Annotated in this window: 18 protein-coding genes and 1 riboswitch; of the genes, 13 read left to right on the top strand and 5 right to left on the bottom strand. The window is 35.7% G+C overall.

Annotated features, from left to right (window positions below; all coding sequences use genetic code 11):
• Positions 1 to 126: 126 nt before the first annotated feature.
• Positions 127 to 1,029, top strand: a complete 903-nt coding sequence (locus DFR79_RS08495; protein WP_133515085.1) for a rhodanese-like domain-containing protein — start codon at positions 127 to 129, stop codon at positions 1,027 to 1,029.
• A 129-nt stretch (positions 1,030 to 1,158) separates the two neighbouring features.
• On the opposite strand, the gene DFR79_RS08500 is transcribed toward DFR79_RS08495, so the two are convergent.
• From DFR79_RS08500 to DFR79_RS08520, 5 genes are all read right to left on the bottom strand, one after another.
• On the bottom strand, positions 1,159 to 1,953 hold the full coding sequence (locus tag DFR79_RS08500) for an ABC transporter ATP-binding protein (RefSeq protein ID WP_133515086.1): 795 nt from the start codon (positions 1,951 to 1,953) through the stop codon (positions 1,159 to 1,161).
• A gap of 41 nt (positions 1,954 to 1,994) precedes the next feature.
• The gene (locus tag DFR79_RS08505; RefSeq protein WP_133515087.1) at positions 1,995 to 3,080 is read right to left on the bottom strand and encodes a MetQ/NlpA family ABC transporter substrate-binding protein; all 1,086 of its coding nucleotides are present in this window, start codon (positions 3,078 to 3,080) and stop codon (positions 1,995 to 1,997) included.
• Between the two features lie 38 nt (positions 3,081 to 3,118).
• The gene (locus DFR79_RS08510; RefSeq protein WP_133515088.1) at positions 3,119 to 3,982 is read right to left on the bottom strand and encodes an ABC transporter permease; all 864 of its coding nucleotides are present in this window, start codon (positions 3,980 to 3,982) and stop codon (positions 3,119 to 3,121) included.
• A 251-nt stretch (positions 3,983 to 4,233) separates the two neighbouring features.
• Complete coding sequence (locus tag DFR79_RS08515; RefSeq protein WP_133515089.1) at positions 4,234 to 5,931, bottom strand: FAD-dependent oxidoreductase; 1,698 nt, start codon at positions 5,929 to 5,931, stop codon at positions 4,234 to 4,236.
• Between the two features lie 89 nt (positions 5,932 to 6,020).
• Positions 6,021 to 7,280: a YeeE/YedE family protein gene (locus DFR79_RS08520; protein WP_133515090.1), complete on the bottom strand. Its 1,260-nt coding sequence runs from the start codon at positions 7,278 to 7,280 to the stop codon at positions 6,021 to 6,023.
• Positions 7,281 to 7,579: 299 nt separating this feature from the next.
• Between DFR79_RS08520 and DFR79_RS08525 the strand changes: the two genes are divergently transcribed.
• The 12 genes from DFR79_RS08525 (at position 7,580) to DFR79_RS08575 (ending at position 19,851) form a co-directional block, all read left to right on the top strand.
• Positions 7,580 to 9,514: a copper-translocating P-type ATPase gene (locus tag DFR79_RS08525; RefSeq protein WP_133515091.1), complete on the top strand. Its 1,935-nt coding sequence runs from the start codon at positions 7,580 to 7,582 to the stop codon at positions 9,512 to 9,514.
• A 210-nt stretch (positions 9,515 to 9,724) separates the two neighbouring features.
• On the top strand, positions 9,725 to 11,566 hold the full coding sequence (locus DFR79_RS08530; protein WP_133515092.1) for a heavy metal translocating P-type ATPase: 1,842 nt from the start codon (positions 9,725 to 9,727) through the stop codon (positions 11,564 to 11,566).
• Between the two features lie 69 nt (positions 11,567 to 11,635).
• Positions 11,636 to 11,851: a heavy-metal-associated domain-containing protein gene (locus DFR79_RS08535; RefSeq protein WP_133515093.1), complete on the top strand. Its 216-nt coding sequence runs from the start codon at positions 11,636 to 11,638 to the stop codon at positions 11,849 to 11,851.
• 100 nt (positions 11,852 to 11,951) lie between these two features.
• A complete protein-coding gene (locus DFR79_RS08540) occupies positions 11,952 to 12,620 on the top strand; it encodes a Crp/Fnr family transcriptional regulator (protein WP_133515094.1) in 669 nt (222 codons plus the stop codon).
• 146 nt (positions 12,621 to 12,766) lie between these two features.
• Positions 12,767 to 13,399, top strand: a complete 633-nt coding sequence (locus tag DFR79_RS08545; RefSeq protein WP_133515095.1) for a class I SAM-dependent methyltransferase — start codon at positions 12,767 to 12,769, stop codon at positions 13,397 to 13,399.
• Between the two features lie 83 nt (positions 13,400 to 13,482).
• A complete protein-coding gene (locus DFR79_RS08550; protein ID WP_133515096.1) occupies positions 13,483 to 13,692 on the top strand; it encodes a heavy-metal-associated domain-containing protein in 210 nt (69 codons plus the stop codon).
• Between the two features lie 67 nt (positions 13,693 to 13,759).
• The gene (locus DFR79_RS08555) at positions 13,760 to 14,200 is read left to right on the top strand and encodes a SoxR reducing system RseC family protein (protein ID WP_133515097.1); all 441 of its coding nucleotides are present in this window, start codon (positions 13,760 to 13,762) and stop codon (positions 14,198 to 14,200) included.
• A gap of 93 nt (positions 14,201 to 14,293) precedes the next feature.
• Positions 14,294 to 14,431, top strand: coding sequence for an LDCC motif putative metal-binding protein (locus DFR79_RS16105; protein ID WP_166638018.1), 138 nt, complete (start codon positions 14,294 to 14,296; stop codon positions 14,429 to 14,431).
• A gap of 69 nt (positions 14,432 to 14,500) precedes the next feature.
• Complete coding sequence (locus tag DFR79_RS08560) at positions 14,501 to 16,993, top strand: heavy metal translocating P-type ATPase (protein ID WP_133515098.1); 2,493 nt, start codon at positions 14,501 to 14,503, stop codon at positions 16,991 to 16,993.
• Between the two features lie 71 nt (positions 16,994 to 17,064).
• Complete coding sequence (locus DFR79_RS08565; protein ID WP_111572938.1) at positions 17,065 to 17,340, top strand: metal-sensitive transcriptional regulator; 276 nt, start codon at positions 17,065 to 17,067, stop codon at positions 17,338 to 17,340.
• Positions 17,341 to 17,599: 259 nt separating this feature from the next.
• A riboswitch (cyclic di-AMP (ydaO/yuaA leader) is annotated at positions 17,600 to 17,723 on the top strand.
• Positions 17,724 to 17,853: 130 nt separating this feature from the next.
• The gene (locus DFR79_RS08570) at positions 17,854 to 19,176 is read left to right on the top strand and encodes a TrkH family potassium uptake protein (RefSeq protein ID WP_133515099.1); all 1,323 of its coding nucleotides are present in this window, start codon (positions 17,854 to 17,856) and stop codon (positions 19,174 to 19,176) included.
• 21 nt (positions 19,177 to 19,197) lie between these two features.
• Positions 19,198 to 19,851 carry a potassium channel family protein gene (locus tag DFR79_RS08575; RefSeq protein WP_133515100.1) on the top strand — a complete coding sequence of 218 codons (654 nt, stop codon included), beginning with the start codon at positions 19,198 to 19,200 and terminating at the stop codon, positions 19,849 to 19,851.
• Positions 19,852 to 19,881: the final 30 nt, after the last annotated feature.

Genomic DNA, 19,881 nt, shown 5'->3' on the forward strand with positions numbered 1-19,881 from the left:
AGAAGGGTTCTCGACTAATGTTGAGAACTTTTATTTAAAAGAGTTTGTGAAATATATTCTTATGTATTTTATTTTTATAATTTAATTAAGCTCAATTATTTACCAAAAAAATTAGGAGGAATAAGAATGAGAAAAAGAAGAATTTTATTATCAATGGCGCTAGTGGTTATGGCTTTACTGGTAGTTTCAACATCAGCTTTTGCAGTTACAGATGCAGTAGAGGATGCAGTTAATGATTATTTTGCAAATCTTCCCTCAGATAATGCAATGATTGGACAGGAAGCTTTTGTAGAAAAGGTAAAAGCTGGAGAAGACCTTTTTGTTTTAGATATTAGACAGCCTGATGTTTATAATGAAGGGCACATTAAAGGTGCAGTTAATATTCCCTGGGGTCCAGAAGCAATTCCAGCTGCTTTAGATAAGTTACCTGGAGACGAAACAATTTATGTTTACTGCTATACAGCTCAGACTGCAAATCAGACAGTTGCTTTATTAAACTTTGCCGGTTTTGAAGCTAAATCAGTTAAATTTGGCTGGAACCTTGGTATTGCCAGAGTTGATGGTTATGAGGAAGCTGTTGAAACAGAAGCAAATGAACTTACTGGAACAACAGATTATGAGATCAATGCTGACATAAAAGCTGCAATTGAGGATTACTATGCAGGTTTAGCAGATGTTAGTGATACAATGTATAAAAACTATAAGATTTCTGAAGATATGTTAAAAATGGCTTTGGATTCTGATGCAGATATGATGGTGGTATCTATCAGACAGCCAGGAGATTTTGCTGAAGGACATATTGAAGGAGCAGTTAATATCCCCTGGGGTGCTGGAATGGAGCAGTATTTCGGTCAACTTCCACAGGATCAGAAATTAGTTGTTTACTGTTATACAGGCCAGACTGCAGGTCAGGCAGTAGCAGGTTTAAGAATGTTAGGTTATGATGCTGTATCACTTAATGGAGGTATGGGTACTCCTGCTAATGAGCCTTATGGTTGGTCTAACAAAGGTTATGAAGTAGTTCAGTAAGAGATTATTAAGTTGAAATAATTAATAGTAAAAGTGATAGACATATATACAAAAAAGGAGCCCAACTGGGCTCCTTTACTTTTTGCTAATAATTTTATTTAAATAAACCTATTATTTTTGATATAAAGTTTAATCAATTTGGTTATGAATAATGTCCATAATTTCATTTTTAACTTCGAAATAATCTTCATTATAAATTACTTCTTTACTTCCTTTTTCGAAAATCTGATTGGTGAAATCTACATTAAATATTTTTATTATTTCTCCTGGCTGGCTGGACATTACTACAACTCTATTGGCAAGTAAAAGAGCCTCATCCACATCGTGGGTAATAAAAAAGATTGTAGTATTATTTTCTTCCCAGATATTGCGGATTAAGTTCTGCATATTTTCTCTGGTTAAAGCATCCAGAGCACCAAAGGGCTCATCCATCAAGACAACCTGTGGATAATTTGCCAGGACTCGGGCAATAGCAACCCGCTGTTTCATTCCACCGGATAATTCGAAGGTATAATTTCCACCAATCCCGCTCAAATTTACCTCATCTAAGAAATATTCTCGAATATCTTTGATTTCAGCCTTCGGTAAATTACGCATTTTAGGACCAAATTCAACATTTTCATTGACCGTCATCCAGGGATAAAGAGTAGGAGACTGAAAGACTACTCCTCTATGCCAGTCAGGTCCATCGACTTCTTCACCATGCATTAAAACCCTGCCAGATGTAGGTTTAACATAACCGGCAATACATTTAAGCAGAGAACTTTTTCCACAGCCAGAGGGCCCTAAAACACAGATGAATTCCCCTTTGTTAATTTCTAAGTCAATATTTTTTAGAGCCAGAGTAGAGTTGATACTTTCTCCATATTCTAAGCTCATATTTTCAATTTTAATTAAGCTCTCTTTTTTTTCTTGAGCAGACATAAAATATATCCTTTCCTGATTAACTATAGATATCTATTGAATTAGTTATTTTGATCATTTTTTAATGACATTTTAATATATTCTGGATTCACATATTCATTAAAAGCTTCCCGTGAAGGAGATTCTTCAATAGAATTCTGAGCCTGAAGGAAGTCAGAAGTATCTTTCATTACCTGAGCAAAGTTTCCCGGCTCATCTACTGTACCAAAGAAATCTTCACTTAAAAGTTCTTTTCTAGTTTTCCAGGTTGTACCCCGCATCTGATTGAGAGCTACTCCAGCTTCAATTCCTAATTTGCTCCCGGCAATTTCAGCAGCTCTTTCAGGATTATTTCTATAAATATCTCCTGCTTCACTCATTGCAGATATAAAATCAGCAACTAATTGGGGATACTCTTCTGCAAAGTCTTTGCGGACAACTTCTACATTTGCTGTGATATAACCTTTATCAGCCATTTCTTTACTATCAGTTAAAGTAGAACCACTTTTTAAGAGCTGTGCTAGAGTCGGCTGCCAGGTATAAGCTGCTTTAATGTCACCGCGTTCCCAGGCTGCAACAATCTCAGCAGTCTGCATATCCAGGAGCTGAACTTCTTCTTCAATTCCTGCTTCTTTTAGTACATTTAAAAGAATATAATGCGCTGTAGAAGCAAAGGGGACGGCAACTCTTTCTCCTGCAAGATCTTTTATGGTTTTGAATCCAGAACCATTTTTTACTGCCAGAGCTTCATTTTCCCCCAGTACTTCGTGGATCCAGATCAGCTCAACATTTAATTCTCTTGCCAGGGCAGTGATTGCATTTGTATTACCCATGGTAGCAAAGTCAATACTGCCTGAGGCAAGTGCCTGATTTGCTTCAGCACCTGAGTCGAAAACTATGGTATTGACTTTAATACCTTTATCTCCAAAATATTTTTTAAAATAACCTTTTGCAATTGCTATAGTTTCATCATTTGGCACTCTTAAAATACCAAAATTAATCTCAGCAGGTAGTGATTTTTTATCCGTAGTACTTTCTGCAGTAGAATTAGTATTTTGAGCCTGGTCTCCACTACAGGCAGAAAGGGTCAAAACTGCTGCTGTGATTAATAAAATAAATACAATTTTTTTGTAATGTTTTTTTATCATTTTTTTGCCTCCATCTATATTTGTAAAAGTATTATTTATTAAATATGTCCTTTCCAGAATATCAATCTTCGTTCTATAAATCTTAAAACAGCATCAATTATTACTCCTGTGATTCCCATAATTATAATTCCAACAAAAATAACTTCACTCTTCAAAAAGTTAGAGGCATCTAAAACCATCCAGCCAATACCTGAAGTTGCAGCAACCATCTCAGCAGAAACAAGTGTTGTATAAGCAACCCCAAAAGCAGTCCTGACACCGGTAAAAATTTCTGGAAGCGAAGCAGGAAGTACAATTTTGAAAAAAACATTTTTCTGGTTTGCTCCCAGTGATTTAGCACTTAAAACAAAATCTTGATTTAATTTTCTAACAGCAGAAACACAGGCAATATAAATTGGAGCAAAGGCTGCTAAAAATAAAAGCACCTGTTTAGAGGTATCATCAATCCCAAACCAGAGCACTAAAAGTGTATAATACGCCAGAGGTGGAAGTGGTCGATAAAACTCAACCACAGAGTCAATTACTGCTTCTACTTTATCAAAATAGCCACTTAAAAGTCCGAGTGGAACTGCAGTAAAAATAGCAAAAAAAAGTGCTACAAATAAGCGTTTAAAACTGGCTCCCAGATGAACCCATAAAGGTACATCATTATAACCGTTTGCTAAAATATCCAGGAATGCTCTCCAGACTCTTGCTGGACCTGGCAGTAGAGTAGGAGTGAAGATATTCAATTTAGTAATAACATACCATAAAAAAAAGATAAAACCCCAGGTTAAAAAAGTTAGTGTTTTTTCTGTTTTATTCTTTTTATTTTTAGGTGTTTTCCTGCTTATATTTTGATTAGTAGTTTGAACCGCTGAGTTAGCAACCTTATTATCTTCCTCATTATTGTTTAAAGCCATTCTTTACACGTCCTTATAATTATCGCAATCTTTTTGAACATAAGTTATCTACTGTTATCAAAGATATCATATTTACTGTAATTTATCAATTTGAAGTCCCTGATTAATGTTTAAAAAGACCACCAAGTTTAACCCTGATGGCCTGATTTATTTGAATATATATTTTATGAAATTCATTTGAAACAGGCAATCTATATTGTACTGGTGAGCGACCGTAAATTTTACTCTGGCTGCTGTTTTAGATCTTTTTTTTACTCGAAATTATATTCAGTCACAATTTTATTGCGATTAGTGGTTTGATCTAAGAAATATTCGTAAAAGCAGATACCTAAGAAAGATCCAGAAACATTAATTACATTATCATAACCTCTGCCCTGAAGTGCAAGACAGGCATTATAACTTCTCTGTCCTGAACGGCAGTGTAAGTAAACAGGTCTATCTTTAGGAATCTCATCAGTTCTTTCTCTTAACTCACTTAAAGGAATATTAATTGAATTGATTAAATGTCCAGCTTCATATTCATCCTCTTCTCGAACATCTACTATAAAGGCATCATTTTCTACTAATTCTCTAACCTTAGTTACAGGTATTTGATTATAACGATTATTTATTATATTTGTTGCTACAAGAGATGCCTGATTAACCGCATTTCTTGGAGTTGAGAAGAGAGGTGCATAAGCAAGCTCTGATTCTGTTAAATCTTCAACTGTTGCATCCATTAGGATTGAAGTTGCCATAACATCAATTCTTTTGTCTACATTACCTTTACCTACAGCTTGAGCACCAAGAATCTTACCTGTTGGTACTTCATATAATAATTTAAAATGTAAAGGATTAGCTTCTGGCATCAAACTTACTTTATCTGTTGGTATTATATAAACAAAATCATAGGAAATGCCGGCATCTTTAAGCTGTTTTTCGTTCAGTCCAGTTGCTGCTGCATTGTAATCAAAAGCTCTAATGACTGAGGTTCCAATTACCCCATTATTTTTATTTGGAATATTGTAGATGTGATTTGCTGCAGCTCTTGCCTGTCTCTGAGCTGGACCAGCAAGTGGTAATCTTGTCTTAGAACGGGCAATTTTAGAATAAACCTCAATTACATCTCCAACTGCATAGATATCGGGGTCACTGGTTACATAATTATGATTTACTTCAATTCCGCCTGTTTCTCCAATTTTAAGTCCAGCAGCTTCAGCTAATTCTGTTTCTGGACTCACACCAATTGCTAAAACAACTGCTTCAGCATCAATTTTTTTGCCTGATTTTAAAACAATATGATCTTCATTAACAGCAGTTAGTGGATCTGATAGAACCACATTTACTCCATTATCATGAAGTTCTTTTTGTATAATTTGAGCCATATCAAAATCAAAGGGCTGTAATACCTGTTCCAGAGCTTCAATTAAAGCTACATTTTTATTTGTATTAATAAAGTTTTCAGCAATTTCAACACCGATATATCCAGCACCAATCACTGCAACATTTTCTACATTATTATTATCAACATATCTATTTAATTTATCAATATCGACTACGTTTCTGATTGTAAATACATTATCGTTATTTACACCTTTAATACTCTGAGGTCTAATTGGGTTGGCCCCAGGCGAAAGAACTAGTTTATCATAATTTTCAGTGTATACTTCACCGGTCTCTAAGTCTTTAACTTCAACAGTTTTTTCGTATCTATTAATTCTTGTAACTTCATTTTTAACTCTGGCGTCAATATTATACTGTTCAGCAAACTTAGAAGGGCACATTAAAACTAAATCATCACAATCTCTAACAATTCCACTCAAGTGATAAGGAAGTGAACAGTTTGAAAAAGAAACATGGGATCCGCGTTCAAACATAATTACTTCTGCGTCTTCATCCAGCCTTCTTACTCTGGCAGCTGTACCAGCACCACCAGCAACTCCTCCAACAACTAAAATCTTTTTACTCATATCTTATTCCTCCTGTGAATTTTGTATTATAAATCACTGCTTTAGCTAGGATGGAACTATAGCCTGGAACAGTATATTACTTGCTAAGTCTAATAAATTTTTTCACTGAACTTATTACTAATTACTCCTCCGATAATCATGAAAACCAGGAATATCCAGCCTGAGAGTGAGAAGTTAGATATTGGAGTATATAAGGCTCCAACATTACAACCTTGAGCTAATCGAGTACCAAACCCCATTGTTAAACCACCAAGGGCATACATTACTCCTTGTTTTTTTGTTATATGCAGTTCAGAATTAAAGAATTCCATAAACTTACCTGCAGTTAAAAGATAAATAATTGCTCCGACTAAAATACCAAAGTTCTGGACAGAAATTTGATGCTCAAAAAAAGGTGTAGAAAATGAACTTGCAGATAGCTTAGTGAATTCTGCCAGACTTTCTGCAGAAACTCCAAATAACATTAAGATTTTCCCAAACCAGATACCATATGGCTGTGAAACTCCCCAACCATATCCGGTTACTCCCATCATAATTGTTACAATTACAGCTAATGCAATTCCACCCTGCTTTAATGTCCAGGGTTTTTCAAATAAGTGATAATATGTATCAGCACTGAATAATTTGAAATTTTTTAAATCCATTGGTTCTAAATTTCCCTGAATTCTTTCGATTTCAAGTCCCCTATATTCACCTGTTTTTTTCTTGTGTTTTTCATACATGTAAGAGAGGATAGTGAAAAGAAGACATAAGGCGCCGAGAGCAAGCAGACCTCCTAAATAACCTTCAAAACCATCTCCCTGGAATAAATCCGGTAGAAAAACTCCTCCCATAGTTCTATAGCCAATATATGTGCTAAACCATGAATCTTGAACCCAGTTTGCAGTATACTGAATCGGAAAACCAATAAATACTCCAAACATAAAAAAAATGAGGGTTGTAAAAGCCCTGGGAAGTGCCTGTGGTAAGTCTGTCAGAACTCCACTCGCACAGCAGACGGAAATAGACATTCCAAAACCAAATAAAAATCCTCCCAGCATTAAACCAATATTAATTGGTTTAATCCAGAGATTGTAGCTTGCTGGATCTTTGCCAAATAAAAAGGCTGTCATTAAAGTGGCGGTAATAAAAAACATAAACATAAGAGTTCTCATTAATTTAGTTGAACCAGTTCTATAAGCTCTGTTTACACTACCTGCAAAGCCAGTGTAAGCTCTTGCAAGAGCATATCCCAGTCCTGACCCGGCTAACAATCTAAAAAACAAAAGGTCTGTTTTTAGCCAGAACTTTGCTATTACTAAAATTATAATTACAGCTATTAATCCTAAAACTTTTTCAAATTTTTTCATTAAAAAATTACCTCCTCATATTTTTTGAATATCAAATAACTTTGTTCTAAAATTCGCAAAACAGAATAAAAAAATAAAAAAAGTGCTGTTAATTTGAAATAAAAGTTATTTATAATATAATTCACAAGTTTCTACAATAATTATATACTATTTATTGATAATACTAAAATAATAATATCTTATGTTGGATAACTTTATGTTATGGATAGGAGAAAATTCTGATTTGACTCGAACAATTCCGAGTGCTATACTATACTTAAAATACATGATAGGGGTATAGTCAATAAGGGGGAATAATAATGGATCATCAGAAAATGTTAGAGGACTTTAAAAAGAGATTCAAAATTTCTTTAGTTATAACGGTACCAATTTTAGCACTTTCACCTTTGATTCAGAGTTTTTTTGGCTACAGTTTTGAGTTTGCAGGCAGTCAGTATGTTCTATTTCTGCTTTCTACAGTTATTTTCTTTTATGGTGGCTGGCCATTCTTAAGTGGAATGAAAAATGAATTAGCTGATAAAACTCCGGGTATGATGACTTTAATTGCTCTTGCAATTTCTGTCGCCTATTTTTACAGTTCAGCAGTTGTCTTTGGTCTGGAAGGTAGATTTTTCTTCTGGGAGCTGGCAACTTTAATTGTAATTATGCTTTTAGGCCACTGGATTGAGATGCGCTCGGTTATGGGAGCCTCTAATGCTCTAGAAGAACTGGCAAAACTGATGCCGGATGAGGCCCATAAAATTGTTGATGGAGAAGTTAAAGAAATTAAAATAAAAGAGCTAAAAAAGGGAGATCAGATTTTAGTTAAACCGGGTGAGAAAATACCAGCTGATGGAGTAATTTACGAAGGAGACTCCTATATAGATGAATCAATGTTAACCGGAGAATCAGAACCGGTTGTAAGAGAAGTTGATGATGAAGTAATAGGTGGATCTGTTAATGGTGACAGCTCAATTAAAATTAGAATAGAAAAAGCTGGGGATGAGAGTTACCTGTCCCAGGTTATAGATCTGGTTAAAGAATCTCAGGCAGCTAAATCGAAGACTCAGAATTTTGCCGATCGAGCAGCTTTCTGGCTGACACTAATTGCTATTACAGCAGGAACAATTACTCTTTTTAGCTGGTACTTTATTACCGGAGACTTAGCTTTTTCTATAGAGCGGATGGCAACAGTTATGGTTATCACCTGTCCCCATGCTTTAGGGCTTGCTATACCACTGGTGGTAGCTGTTTCCACAACTCTATCAGCTAAAAATGGACTGCTGATCCGTGATCGTACTGCTTTTGAAAATGCGCGTAAAATAGATACAGTTTTATTTGATAAAACAGGTACCCTGACTAAAGGAGAATTTGGAGTTGAAGCAGTAGAAAGTTTTGTGGATAAATATAATATGGAAGAGATTCTGCAGAAAGCAGCTTCTTTAGAACAGGAATCAGAACACCCAATTGCAGCTGGAATAGTAAAAAGAGCAGAAGAAGATGAAGTAGAACTGCTGAAAGTAGATGATTTTGAGATAATTAAAGGTAAAGGTGTTATCGGAAAAATTGAAGGCGGAGATTTTAAAGCTGTTTCTCCCGGTTATCTGAAAGAAAATAATATAGAAGTACCACAGGATGCTTTAAAAGAAGGTCCATTTACCGAAATCTTTATTTTAGAAGCTGGAAATTTAATTGGAATGGTTAGACTGGCCGATCAAATTAGAGAAAGCTCTTATGAGGCAGTACAAAAACTTAAGGATAAAGGAATTAAGGTCAAAATGCTGACCGGAGATAATCAGAAAACTGCAGAATATGTAAGTAATGAACTTGGTCTAACTGATTTCTTTGCTGAAATTCTACCTGATGAGAAGCAGAAAAAAGTAGAAGAGCTGCAGGCTGAAGGTGCTTTTGTGGCGATGACTGGTGATGGTGTTAATGATGCACCAGCCCTGGCTAAAGCTGATATAGGGATTGCAATTGGCTCAGGTACAGATGTAGCTGCCGAAACAGCAGATATAATTCTGGTTGAAAGTGATCCGCTTGATGTGCTTAAGCTTATCGAGTTTGGCAGCTTAACTTATAAGAAGATGATTCAGAATTTATTCTGGGCTACAGGCTATAACGCTTTTGCAATACCACTGGCAGCAGGTGTACTGGCAGGGGTTGGAATTATGATTTCTCCAGCAGTTGGTGCAGTACTGATGTCGATGAGTACAGTGATTGTGGCGATCAATGCCAAGATGTTAAAGTTTTAAATTTGATCTGAATATAAATTTATTAGTTGTTTTTTGAGGAAGCTAATTTCAAAATTAAATATTTATTGATTATAACCTCAGCTAACTTCAGAATTAAATTTTTTTGAAGCTGGCTGAGGTCTTTTTTTGCAAAAAATGATTTATATCATAGCTGCCTTCCCTAAAAATAGTTATACTGGTGGTACAAAGAAATCAGGGAGGTTGTTTGAGATGAAAAAGAAATTAAAAATAGTCACAATAGCAGGAATTTTAATTGCAATAGGCTGGTTAAGTAATTTATTAAATTTTGATCCACTAATTTTTAATACATCGATGGTGGCGGCAGCTATTATTGCCGGGTATCAGGTAGCTATCAATGCCTATAATACTTTAAAGATGAAAGTGATCAGTATTAATTTACTGGTAACAATAGCTGCTGTAGGGGCAGTTATTATTGGGGAATACTGGGAAGCTGCAGCAGTTACATTTTTGTTTGCTTTTGGTTCCTATTTAGAAAGCAGAACAGTAGGTAAAGCCAGAGATGCAATTAGAGACTTAATGGATCTGGCTCCCAATTTGGCTACAGTTATCAGGGAAGGAGAAGAAAAAGAGATTGCTGCAGAAAAAGTAGAGGTTGAAGAGGTAGTAATCGTCAGGCCGGGAGAAAAAATACCGGTTGATGGTACTGTAATTAAAGGTAAAAGTGAAGTCAACCAGGCAGCTATTACAGGGGAATCAATACCGGTCAGTAAAGAAAAAGGAGATGAAGTCTTCAGCGGCACTATAAATAAGAATGGTTATCTGGAAATTAAAACTGAAAAGGTTGGAGATGACACTACTTTTGGTAAAATAATAGAGCTGGTAGAAGAGGCCCAGGAAGAAAAAGCTCCTACTCAAAAATTAATGGAGCGTTTTTCTAAATATTATACACCCGGAATTATTTTGCTTTCACTTATTTCCTACTTTATTAGCGGTAGTGTCCGGCTTTCTCTAACCCTGCTTGTTATTGGCTGTCCGGGAGCACTGGTTATTTCAACTCCGATATCTATTGTAGCCGGAATTGGTAATGGAGCCAAAAATGGAATTTTGATCAAGGGAGGTGAGTACTTAGAAAAATCAGGAGAAATCGATATGGTTGCCTTTGATAAAACTGGAACCTTAAGTAAAGGAGAAGCAGAAGTTAATCAGATAATAACTTATAACAAAAATGAAGCTGAAGTTTTAAGTCTGGCGGCAGCTGCTGAATTTAATTCTGAACATCACCTGGCCCGGGCCATCAAAAATAAAGCAGAAAAGACACTGGAAACAGAAATTAAATCTCCAGTAAACTTTGAGACTCATACCGGAAAAGGAGTAACTGCTCAAATTGACAGTAAAAAAATTATGATCGGAAACAGCAGATTATTTAGGGAGCAGGGAATTGAAATCAGTCAGGAAATTGAAGAGCAAAAAAACCAGCTGGAAGCAGAGGGGAAAACAGTGGTTGTGGCAGCAGAAAATGATCAAATTATCGCCTTAATTTCCATTGCTGACAGACCTCGAGAAAATGCCTATCAGATTGTAGAGAAGCTAAAAAATGTAGGTATCAAAAAAGTAGTGATGTTAACTGGAGACAATGAGCGAATAGCAGAATCAGTTGCTGATGAATTAAATCTTGATGGTTATAAAGCTGAATTACTGCCCGAAGATAAGGTAAAGGCGGTAGAAGAATATCAAAAAGAAGGTTATAAAGTGGCTATGGTAGGAGATGGAATCAATGATACACCTTCTCTGGTAACGGCTGATATTGGGATCGCAATGGGAGCAGCCGGTACAGATGCTGCAATTGATACGGCGGATATTACTTTAATGGCAGATAACTTAAATAAACTGCCATATGCAATAGGACTCAGCAAAGCAGCTAATAGAAATATAAAACAAAATGTAGTTTTTGCTGTTCTGATTGTTTTCGCTCTACTGGCAGGTGTTTTAGGTCAGAAAGTATTTCTAGCTTCTGGAATGCTGGTCCATGAGTTGAGTGTTTTAATAGTAATCTTTAATGCAATGCGCTTATTGAGATATGATACAGCATAAAAAAATAATTTCAGTTTAATAATTTTTATTAAGAATAATTCAAAAAATATAATTTGGAGGTAGAAAATAATGAAAAAAATTAAACTTTATTTAGAAGAACTGAGTTGTCCTGACTGTGCAAATAAGGTAGAACAGGTTTTAAATAAAACAGAAGGAGTCAAAAAAGCTGATGTTCATTATACAACCAGCAGGGCTAATGTAGAATATGATCCAGATAAAATTAATTCGGACGGGTTAAAAAAAGCAGTAGCAAAAACAGGATATGAAGTAGAAAAGACTAAATAAATAATAAAGGGCATTTGCTTTTCTCTTTAAGTTTGACTGCTCAAAAGCATATTAGCTGGAGAAAGCAGATGCCCAAAATTTTATAACTAAGGGTGATAGTATGGATTCCTGTAAGCATGAGGCATGTGTCAGAAAGGTACCAATTTTTTCTGATCTGGATAATGAAAAAATAAACAAACTGAACAGTTTAGTCAAACAGAGAAAATTTAAAAATGGAGAGTTAATCTATCTGGAGGGAGAGATAGGAAAAAATATTTATATTATTGAATCCGGATTGGTTAAACTATATAGAAGTAATGAAGAGGGAAATCAATATATATTAAGATTATTAAAAGAAGGTGATTTCTTTGGCGAACTGGTATTATTTAAAGAAGAGCAGTTGAGCAGCAGTGCAGAAGCGGTAGGAGACTGCACAATCTGCATGCTTCCCAAAGATGAACTGGAAAAATTAATTAAGTCATCACCTGAACTCTCTTATAAACTTCTATCAGCGATTACCAGCCGTTTAAATAAAACTGAAAACAAATTACAGTCGCTGGCTTTAGAGGATGCAAAAGAGAAAACAATGCGTTTACTGCTGGAGCTGGCAAAAGAAAGCGGAATCAAAAAGGAGAATGGTATTTTAATAAATTTGCCTCTGAGTCGTGATGGTCTGGCAAATTTAATTGGAACAACCCAGGAAACATTAAGCCGCAAATTGTCTGCCCTGCAGCAGGAAGGACTTATTTCGATACAGGGCCAGAAAAAGATTTTAATTAAAAATGATTAATTATCAATAAATATTTAAAATTATTAAGGTGCTTTCTCAATTCAGAGAACAGCACCTTTTTTCTTGACAGCCTGAATCTTGAGTGTTATACTATGTTTAAAGATACCATATAGGGGTATATAGAATCAAATTAAGGGGTTTTTATTATGAGTAAAAATAATAAAATCAAAAAGCGTTATGATCGAATTGCTCCAGTCTATGATTCTTTAGAACTGCTCATGGAAAAGGGGAAGATGGGGGACTGGCGTCAGAATCTCTGGCAGAAGGTTGAAGATAAAATTGATAAAGCCGGAATGAGGCTCCTGGAAGCAGGTGTCGGAAGTGGTAAAAATATCGAATACTACCCGGAAGATCTTGAAATTTACGCCATAGATTTCAGTCCTAAAATGCTTAATCAGGCAGAAAAAAAGGCAAAAAAATATAATAAAGAGGTAAATTTGCTGGAAATGGATATTCAAAATCTGGATTTTGAAGATGATTATTTTGATCTGATTGTGACCAGCTGTGTATTCTGTTCGGTTCCTGACCCGGTTAAGGGGTTAAAAGAATTAAAACGAGTGCTTAAAAAAGAGGGCAGGATAATAATGCTGGAGCATATGCGCAGTCAAAATGAATTTGTTGGTAAAATGATGGATTGGTTTAACTGGGTTAGTCTCTACACCTGGGGAGCGAATATAAATCGTAAAACAATAGAAAATATAGAAAAAGCAGGGCTGGAGCTGGTTGAGATTAATGATCTGATGTCTGATATTGTTAAAGAAATTGAGCTGAAAAAGTAATTTAATCTTGACAAAAACACTAAGTAATGTTACTATTATTTATACCCCCTACATGTATAATGTATAAAGGAGATGTTAATAAAATGAAAAAGACAATTATCATTGAAGGAATGTCCTGTGGACACTGTGAAATGCACACTAAAGAAGAATTAGAAAAAATTGATGGTGTTATTTCTGCAGAAGCTGATGCTGATCAGGGTCAGGCTGTAGTAGAAATGGAAAAAGAGGTAGCAGAAGATAAGCTAAAAGCCGCTGTTGAAGAAGCTGGCTACGAATATATTAAAACTGCATAGATTTAAAAAATTTTAATCTAAATATACATGCTAGGGGTACATTTTTTAAAATAGGAGGTAAACTCCAATGGAAGAATTAGCTACTGTAGTTAAAAAGAAAAGCGAGAAGGCAGAGGTTAAAATCACAAGATATTCTGCCTGCAGTAAGTGTGATAAAAGCTGCAGTCTGGCTGGTGACAGCCATGATCAGGACGAAATTGTTTTAGAAGTGGAAGATAGGATTGGAGTTACACCAGGAGATCAGGTTTTAGTTGAAATGGAAAAAGGCAATCTCTTATTTGCTACTATTGTTGTTTACGTAATTCCAATATTTTTAATGATAGCAGGCTATTTTTTCGGAGTCTGGATGGCAGCCTTGTTGAATATAGCGGCAGCAGAAGTGGCAGGTATTGCAGGTACTTTTGTTTTTTTAATTCTTTCGTTTTTAATAAACAAATTATTTAATTCTCATCTGAAAAAGACTTCTTCTTTTGAGCCGAAAATTAAACGAATAATTAATAGAAGTTAAATATATATTAGATCCACACATGATTGCTTTAGAAGCTAAATCAAAAAATTGTACTTTTAGAAACAGTAATATATACTCCAGGGAGGATATAAGATGGCTCACGGTAAAGATAAAAAAGGCTGGTGGCAGAAATTTGTTGATAAATTAGCTTCAGCAAATGAAAAACAGTATGGAGATGATGTTCCGGACTGCTGTGGAGATGGAAAAACAAAAAAAGAAAATGGAAAGTGAGAATAATCCTATTATGTCGATAGAACTAATTAGATAATAATTATTACAATTTAATGGAGGTGCAGAATAATGGCAAGTAAGAAAATAACTTTAAAAATAACAGATATGAGCTGTGCCAGCTGTTCTCAGACAGTAGAAAAAGCTTTAAACAAAGCTGATGGAGTAAGTGAGGCACAGGTTAATTTTGCTGCTGAAAAAGCATATGTCACTTTTGATCCACAGCAAAACAGCAGAGGAAAATTAATTAAGGTTGTTGAAAACAGCGGTTATGGTGTTAAAGAAGAAAAGGCAAAGACATCTTTTAAGGTAGGTGGAATGACCTGTGCCAGCTGTTCTTCAGCAGTTGAGAAAGCTTTAAATAAAAGTGAAGGTGTTTATCAGGCCAATGTCAATATTGCAACTGAAAAAGGTCATGTAGAGTATAATTCAGAAGTCTTAAGCAAAAACGATTTGAGGGAGATTGTAAAGAATTCTGGTTATGAGCTGCTCAGTTTTGAAGATGAAGAAACAGATAAAGGTAGTGAGAATGCTGAAGATGAACTCAGTGATGACATGAAAAAAGTTAAAGAAGCAAAGCAGAAAATGTGGGGTACCTGGGCTTTTACAATACCGATTATGCTCTGGATGATTCCGGAGATGTTCTTTGGGGTTGCCTGGCCTAATATGCAGATCTTTAATTTAGGAATGATTGTGCTGGCGATTCCACCACTTTTTGTTTTTGGTCGTAAAACTTTTATAACTGCCTACAGAGCAGTTACTCATGGAAGTGCAAATATGGATGTGCTGATTGCAATGGGTACTGGTGCAGCTTTTATCACCGGACCTGCAGTTTTCTTTACTCCGATTGCAAATTATGCTGGAGTTTCAGCAATGATTATGGCTTTTCATTTAACCGGGCGCTATATTGAAGAAACCGCCAAGGGTAGGGCTTCTCAGGCAATTCGAAAATTACTGGAACTGGGAGCAAAAACTGCAACAATTATTGAGAATGGAAATGAAAAAGAAGTTGCAATTGAGGATGTACAGCCTGGAGATATCATGCTGATAAAACCAGGAGAAAAAATCCCTACTGATGGAGAAATTGTAGAAGGTGAGACTACTGTTGACGAGTCAATGGCAACTGGAGAATCAATGCCTGTTAAGAGGAAAAAGGGAGACGAAGTAATTGGTGCCACTGTTAATCAGAATGGATTGATTAAGGTAAAAGCCACCAAAGTGGGTAAGGATACCTTCCTGTCTCAGGTAGTGAAAATGGTTGAAGAAGCTCAGGGAACCAAAGTTCCGATTCAGGAATTTGCTGATAAGATAACAGGAATCTTTGTCCCCACTGTTTTAGTTGTAGCGGCCTCAACCTTTGTCTTATGGCTGATCTTTCCTGATGCATTAAGAGAAGTTGGTTTCTGGGCTCAATCATTTCTTCCCTGGGTTGATCCGACTTTAGGAACATTTACTCTGGCAATTTTCGCAACAATCGCTGTCTTAGTAATTGCCTGTCCCTGTGCTTTAGGACTGGCAACTCCAACTGCTCTGATGGTTGGAAGTGGAATTGGAGCTGAAAATGGAGTTCTAATCCGTAAAGGTGAGGCAATCCAGACAATGAAGGATGTACACACAATTGTTTTTGATAAAACTGGAACCATTACCAAGGGTAAACCCGAGGTAACAGATATAACTGCAGCTTCAGACAGCAGTGAAGAGGAATTGCTGCAGCTGGCTGCAAGTGTAGAAGCGGGTTCTGAACATCCTCTGGGAGAAGCAATAGTTCGAGGAGCTAAGGACAGAGAAATTGAAATCAAAGAAATTAAAAACTTCAACTCTGTAACCGGTAAAGGGGTTAAAGCGGATGTTGAAGGTAAAGAAGTACTTGTTGGGAGCAGAAAATTAATGGAATCAGCTGGAATAGATACCTCTGATTTTGAAGATGAATTACAGAGACTGGAAAATGAAGCTAAAACCGCAATGCTGGCTGCAGCTGAGGGGAAAATGCTGGGAATAGTTGCTGTAGCAGATGCTTTAAAAGAAGATTCTATCCAGGCAATTGCTGAACTAAAAAAATTGGGCTTAGAAACAGCAATGATCACGGGGGATAATCAGCGTACAGCTGAGGCAATAGCAAAAGAAGTTGGAATTGACCATGTAGTTGCCGAAGTTATGCCCGATGGTAAAGTAGATAAGGTAAAAGAACTGCAGTCTGAGTTTGGTGTGATTGCAATGGTTGGTGATGGAATCAATGATGCACCAGCTTTAACTCAGGCAAATGTTGGAATAGCAATTGGTACCGGTACAGATATTGCAATAGAATCATCAGATATTACTCTTGTTCGCGGTGATTTATCTTCTGTAATTACAGCAGTTAAACTTTCCCGGGCAACATTTAGAAAAATTAAACAGAATTTATTCTGGGCCTTTTTCTACAACCTGATTGCGATTCCGGTTGCAATTTTAGGACTGCTGCATCCGGTAATTGCTGAGATGGCAATGGCTACAAGTTCAATTAGTGTTGTCACAAACGCCAATCTCTTAAGACGCAAAAATGTTCAGGCAGATTATAAAGAAAATTAAAGCTAGCATTATTTAAAGATAAATTGAGAATAATTGAATTTGAAATGGAAAAATAGAATGGGGGGGATTTGATGAATTCTTTATGTGATTTAGATAAAAAAGAGTTAACAACTCGTTTACGAAGAATAGAAGGTCAGGTTCGTGGACTGCAGCGGATGGTGGAAGAAGATAAATACTGTGTTGATATCTTACATCAAATTAATGCAGTCCAGGGTGGACTCAAAAAAGTTGGTTTAAAAATTCTGGATAAACATGTCCACGGCTGTGTACAGAGGGCCGTTAAAGACGAAGAAGGCGATGATGTAATTAATGAACTGATGGAGGTACTGGCCAAATTTACTGATTAATTATGAATTAGCTTTGTTAAAGTGATTATTAATTAGACTTAAATCCTAATAGCATAAATAAAGCCAGGGCATAAAAACCCTGGCTTTATATGTTTAAAATTAATAAGTCAAGGAATTATTAAAATTGTAAAACAAGATACATGACATAACTCCTGAATTTGATATTTTAAAATTCTAAGAGTATAATTATAAATAGATTAATTTTTAGTGAATTATAATTGACAAATTATTTAAATTGTGATTTAATGATAAAAAGAAAATATATCTGTTGTCTAATCTCATTTGAGAGCGGGGGACCCACTTTTTTGGGGCGAATCTATATTAGAAGAAGACCTTTACTTCTAGCCCGGCAGCTAACTCCGTAGACTTTATTAAGGGACAGACTGCCTGTCATGGCGTTAATTTACTATTGACACTACAGTCTATCTGTAGTGTTTTTTTGCATTTATTAGACTTTTTATTAATAATTTAATGAGGTACATAATTTAAGAAAATGGAATAGGGGAATCAGAAATGAAGATCAGTAAGAAAAATTTAACCCCGGCTCAATATTTAGTTAGCGGCTATTTTATAATAATTATGCTGGGGGCTTTACTTTTAATGCTGCCTATTGCCACTACTGATGGTCAGGGTTTAAATGCAGTTGATGCAGTTTTTACTGCCACTTCTGCTACCTGTGTTACAGGTTTAATTGTAGTTAATACCAAAGAAGCTTTTACTATTTTTGGTTCAACGGTCATTATGCTTTTGATTCAAATTGGTGGGCTGGGTATTATGTCTATGTCAACACTGTTTGCTTTTATTATTGGCAAAAAAATAAGCCTCAAAGAAAGATTAATTATCCAGGAAGATTTAAATCAGTATCAAATTTCTGGTATGGTGAAGTTGGTTCAGTATTTATTAGGCTTCACCTTTGCTATAGAAGGAACGGCAGCTGTAATCTTATTTGCCCGTCTGGTTCAGGATTATCCTGCCGGTAGAGCAATCTATTTAGCAATTTTTCATTCAGTGTCTGCTTTTAATAATGCTGGTTTTGATCTTTTTGGTAACAGTTTAGAGAACTTTACCGGAGATATAACCATAAATTTTGTTATTATGGCTTTAATTATCCTGGGAGGTATAGGTTTTGGAGTCATGGTAGAAGCCTATAATCGGGTTAAATTTAAAAAGTCAACTCTGCAGACTAAAATTGTAATTGTGATGACACTGGTACTCTTAGTTTTTGGTTTTATTGTCTTTTTTGCTTTAGAATATGATAATACTCTTGCTGGATTACCACTGCTTGATAAAACACTGGGGGCAATGTTTCTTTCTGTTACACCCAGAACAGCAGGTTTTAATACAGTTCCAACTGGAGCTTTAAAACAGTCTTCACTTTTTATTATCATCATCTTAATGTTTATAGGTGCTTCTCCCGGTTCAACTGGTGGAGGGATCAAGACAACTACTTTTGGAGTAATGCTTGTTACTCTAAAAAATATGATTACAGGTAAAGAAGACATGGAAGTATATAACCGCCGGTTTGAAAAAAAGATTATCTATGAGGCCTTTACAATTACAATGCTGGCTGCTGGTCTGGTTGTATTAGTAACTACTTTATTATTGATAATCGAGGACTTTCAATTTATAGATGTTTTATTTGAGACAGTTTCTGCCTTTGGTACGGTGGGACTTTCAACTGGAATTACAGGTCAATTATCTGATATCAGCAGAGTCTTAATCACAATAACTATGTTTGCCGGTAGAGTTGGACCTTTGACTTTAGCACTGGCATTTGGAGAAAGAGTAAGAAAAGGTAAATATCACTATCCAACAGAAAAAGTAATGGTTGGTTAATTTCGATAGGGGGAAGAATAAATGAAACAGTTTGTTGTTGTAGGTTTGGGAAGATTTGGTGCCAGTGTTGCTGCAACTCTGGCAGAAAATGGACATGATGTTTTAGCTATTGACCGCGACCCAGAAAAAGTGCAGGCAATTAGTGGAGATGTAACTCATGCTGTAGAGGCTGATGCCACTGATGAGGAAGCTCTAAAAACTCTGGGAGTCAGAAACTTTGATGTAGCAGTAGTCAGTATTGGGGACAATGTTTCGGCAAATATCTTATGTACTTTAATCTTAAAGGAATTAAATTTGCCATATGTAATTGTCAAAGCTCCTGATACCTTACATGGTAAGGTTTTAACTAAAGTGGGAGCAGATAGAGTGGTTTATCCAGAAAGAGATATGGGAGTTAGAATTGCTCAAAATTTAATTTCTTCCAATGTTTTAGATTATATTGAGTTTGCACCTGAGTATGGAGTTATTGAAATTCTGGCAAGTCAGAAAATGGTTGGAAGAACATTAAAAGAACTGGAGTTAAGAGCTAATTTTGATGTCAATGTAATGGCAATTAAACGAGGAGAGCAGCTCTACATTTCTCCGGGTGCTGATGATAAAATTATGGATGGAGATAAACTAGTTTTAATGGGTAAAAACGAAAACTTAGATAAAATGAGAGATTTCGGGAACTAAATATTACCTGGTTACTTAAAGATAATCTTT

Origin of the sequence: Halanaerobium saccharolyticum (genome assembly GCF_004362045.1) — a bacterium.
Classification (GTDB): domain Bacteria; phylum Bacillota; class Halanaerobiia; order Halanaerobiales; family Halanaerobiaceae; genus Halanaerobium; species Halanaerobium saccharolyticum_C.